General features: G+C 69.6%; 5 protein-coding genes. 1 reads left to right on the plus strand and 4 read right to left on the minus strand.

Annotation, left to right across the window (positions count from 1 at the left end; genetic code table 11):
* Positions 1 to 380: 380 nt before the first annotated feature.
* From Q0112_RS13125 to fumC, 4 genes are read right to left on the minus strand one after another with little or no spacing between them, the layout of a single operon-like run.
* Positions 381 to 617, minus strand: coding sequence for a ribbon-helix-helix domain-containing protein (locus tag Q0112_RS13125; RefSeq protein WP_297975993.1), 237 nt, complete (start codon positions 615 to 617; stop codon positions 381 to 383).
* Complete coding sequence (locus Q0112_RS13130; protein ID WP_297975995.1) at positions 614 to 787, minus strand: DUF4169 domain-containing protein; 174 nt, start codon at positions 785 to 787, stop codon at positions 614 to 616. Before Q0112_RS13130 ends, Q0112_RS13125 begins: the two co-directional genes overlap by 4 nt.
* Positions 788 to 1,627, minus strand: a complete 840-nt coding sequence (locus Q0112_RS13135; protein WP_297975997.1) for a neutral zinc metallopeptidase — start codon at positions 1,625 to 1,627, stop codon at positions 788 to 790.
* Between the two features lie 12 nt (positions 1,628 to 1,639).
* Complete coding sequence (fumC, locus tag Q0112_RS13140; RefSeq protein ID WP_297975999.1) at positions 1,640 to 3,031, minus strand: class II fumarate hydratase; 1,392 nt, start codon at positions 3,029 to 3,031, stop codon at positions 1,640 to 1,642.
* Between the two features lie 136 nt (positions 3,032 to 3,167).
* Between fumC and Q0112_RS13145 the strand changes: the two genes are divergently transcribed.
* Positions 3,168 to 3,587, plus strand: a complete 420-nt coding sequence (locus Q0112_RS13145) for a DUF3775 domain-containing protein (protein WP_297976001.1) — start codon at positions 3,168 to 3,170, stop codon at positions 3,585 to 3,587.
* Positions 3,588 to 3,664 lie beyond the last annotated feature (77 nt).

Genomic DNA, 3,664 nt, shown 5'->3' on the forward strand with positions numbered 1-3,664 from the left:
CCGGGGCGTTCAGCGACCTCTCCTTCTGGCTGCTCGAGACCTTCCCGGCGCTCGGCCGCATCGGCTGACACCGGGCGCGGCGTGAAGACCGAGTCGAAGGACCTCGGTGGAGGTGGATCATCCAACCTGGCTCCGTCCGGTTGGAAAATCGCCGCCGGCACCGGAAAGCGGCCCCCGCCCATCTTCGGTCCGCAAATATCCTCGGGGGTGAATTGGCCGAAGGCCAAGAGGGGGTCCGAGGACCCCCTCGCACCCTCGCCGCCCGGACCACGCGTCAGACTGAATGCAAACGCCGTTAACGAAGGTTGCCATCCGGTTGACGCGCCGCCGGATTCTTCAACGAAAACAACGGAACCCCCAGCTGGGCACGCGTGCCCACCCTAGCCCTCCCGGGCGCCGGCGCGCGCCCGGAAGACGGCGAGCACGTGCACCCGGATCGCCGAGGCGAGGCCGCGCTCGACGCCGCGCGCGGCGTCGATCTCGGCGGCGAGGTCGTTGATCGGACGGCCCTCGGCGGCGGCGATCTCGCGGAAGGCGCGCCAGAACTCGGGCTCGAGCGACACCGAGGTGCGGTGGCCGGCGAGGGTGAGCGAATGCTTCTCGGGCCGCCCGCTCACGCCTCGGGCTCGTCGCGCCGATGCGCCTCGAGCCGCCGCCGCTCGAGCTCGGCCTCGGCGCGCAGCCGCTCGGCCTCGGCCGAGGCGGCATCGCCGCGTGCGGTCTCGCGCCGGGCGGCGGCGCGGGCGCGCTGCTTGCGGGCGGTGCGCAGGTTCACGAGCTCGGCCATTCAGATCCGCCCCGAGAAGGTGTCGCACTGCTCGTCGTCGCCGGTCCGGAAGCCGCGGTAGAACCATTCCTGCCGCTGCTGGCTGGTGCCGTGGGTGAAGCTGTCGGGCACCACCCGCCCCTGGCTCGCCCGCTGCAGCGCGTCGTCGCCGATCCGCGCGGCGGTGTCGAGCGCGCTCCTGATGTCGGCGTCGGTCAGCTCGAGCGTGCCGGTGACCGAGCGCGCCCAGACCCCGGCGTAGCAGTCGGCCTGCAGCTCGACCCGCACCGAGAGCGCGTTCGAATCGCGCTCGCTGGCGCGGGAGCGGGCGGCGTTCACCTGCTGCAGGATCCCCTGCTCGTCCTGGACGTGGTGGCCGACCTCGTGGGCGATGACATAGGCCTTGGCGAAGTCGCCGCGCGACCCGAGCTGGCTCTCCATCACCCGGAAGAAGTCCATGTCGAGATAGACCGTCTGGTCGTTCGGGCAGTAGAAGGGACCCATCGCCGACTGGGCGAAGCCGCAGGCCGAGCCGGTCTGGCCGGTGAAGAGGACGAGCTTCGGCTGGGTGTACTGCAGGCCGGCCTGGCTGAAGAGCGGCGTCCAGACGTCCTCGGTCTGCGCCAGCACCACGGCGACGAAACGCTCCTGCTCGTCGTCGATGGCGTTCGGGCCGGAGGGGGCGCTGTCGGTCGTCACCACGCCGCCGGGGCCGAGCAGCGGCGAGAGGTCGACGCCGAAGAAGATGCCGACCAGCAGCACGATGATCATGCCGATGCCGCCGACGCCGGCGCTGCGCCCCATGCCCCGGCCGCGGCGGTCCTCGATGTTGCTGCTCTCCCGCCGCCCCTGCCAGCGCATGGCCGCCTCCCGCTACTTCGGCCCGAGCATGTCCCTCGGCTCGACCACCCTATCAAAGGTCTCCCCGTCGACAAAGCCGAGACGGATCGCCTCCTCGCGCAGCGTCGTGCCGTTCTTGTGCGCGGTCTTCGCCACCTTGGTCGCATTGTCGTAGCCGATGGTCGGCGCCAGCGCGGTGACGAGCATCAGGCTCTCGCGCATGAGCCTGGCGATCCGCTCCTCGTTCGCCTCGATCCCGACGACGCAGTTGTCGGTGAAGGAGACCGAGGCCTCGCCGAGCAGCGTCATCGCCTGCAGCAGGTTGTAGGCGATCATCGGCTTGTAGACGTTGAGCTCGAAATGCCCCTGCGAACCGGCGAAGCCGACGGCGGCATCGTTGCCCATCACCTGGGCGCAGACCATGGTCAGCGCCTCGGCCTGCGTCGGGTTGACCTTGCCCGGCATGATCGACGACCCGGGCTCGTTCTCCGGCAGGATCAGCTCGCCGAGCCCGCTCCGCGGCCCCGACCCGAGCAGGCGGATGTCGTTGGCGATCTTGAAGAGGCTGACCGCCACGGTGCGGACCGCGCCCGACATCTCGACCATGGCGTCGTTGGCCGCCAGCGCCTCGAACTTGTTCGGGGCGGTGACGAAGGGCAGCCCGGTGATGTCGGCGATGCGCGCCGCGATCTTCTCGGCGAAGCCGACGCGGGTGTTGAGCCCGGTGCCGACCGCGGTGCCGCCCTGGGCCAGCGGATAGATGTTGTGGAGCGCGGCCGTCACCCGCTTGATCCCCTGCTCGACCTGGAAGGCGTAGCCGCCGAACTCCTGCCCGAGCGTCAGCGGCGTCGCGTCCTGGGTGTGGGTGCGGCCGATCTTGATGATGTCCTTGAAGGCCTGCGCCTTGTCGGCGAGCGCCCCGTGCAGCTTCCTGAGGCCCGGCAGCGTCACGTCGCGCGCGGTGATCGCGGTGGCGATGTGCATGGCGGTCGGGAAGGTGTCGTTCGAGCTCTGGCCCATGTTGACGTGGTCGTTGGGGTGCACCGGCTTCTTCGAGCCGATGACGCCGCCGAGCATCTCGATCGCCCGGTTCGAGATCACCTCGTTGGCGTTCATGTTCGACTGGGTGCCCGAGCCCGTCTGCCAGACGACGAGCGGGAAATGGTCGTCGAGCTTGCCGGCCGCCACTTCCTCGGCCGCCGCCTCGATCGCCTTGCCGAGCGCCGGGTCGAGGTCGCCGAGCTCCATGTTCACGGCCGCAGCGGCCTGCTTGATGATGCCGAGCGCGCGCACGACCGCGACCGGCTGCTTCTCCCAGCCGATGCGGAAGTTGCCGAGCGAGCGCTGGGTCTGGGCCCCCCAGTAGCGGTCGCTCGCGACCTCCAGCGGTCCGAAGCTGTCGGTCTCGGTGCGGGTCGCGGTCATGGCCTTCCTCTCGCTCGTCTCGATGCGCCGACCTTTTAGCCTCCTCGCCGGGCGGACGCCAACCGAATTGAGTTTCGTGGCCGGCCCGATCCGTGGCAGAATGCCCCCGATCTACCTGTGCGCGAGTTGGCCATCGATGGACGATGAAGAGCTGGTCACCCTCAATCCGGAATTCCTCCGCTCGCTGATCCTGAAGCTCAGGGCCGTCATGGCGCAGGAGGAGCTCGTCTCGCCGGATTCGGGCTCGAACGCCTCCGACGACGAGGGGCCGGCGACGCTGCAGGACAGCCCCGATAACCTGATCCGCGACGAGATCGCCGCCGAGATCGAGGATCTCGAGCCCGACCAGCAGGCCGAGCTGGTGGCGCTGATGTGGATCGGCCGCGGCGACATGGAGCCCGAGGAGTGGCGCGAAGCGGTCGAGATGGCCGCCGACCGCCGCGACGGCCCGACCTCGCGCTATCTCCTGTCGCATCCGCACGTCGCGGATCATCTCGAAGAGGGGCTGGACCTGCTCTTCGACGGCACCGATCTGATGGAGACGGGAGAATACTGAGCCGGCCGCTCGTACCTTCTCCGGGTTAACCTCCGGTCACGGACGCAAATCGTATGGCCGCTTTCCAGCCTCCTTCC

This window comes from uncultured Amaricoccus sp. (assembly GCF_937858865.1).
GTDB lineage: Bacteria > Pseudomonadota > Alphaproteobacteria > Rhodobacterales > Rhodobacteraceae > Amaricoccus.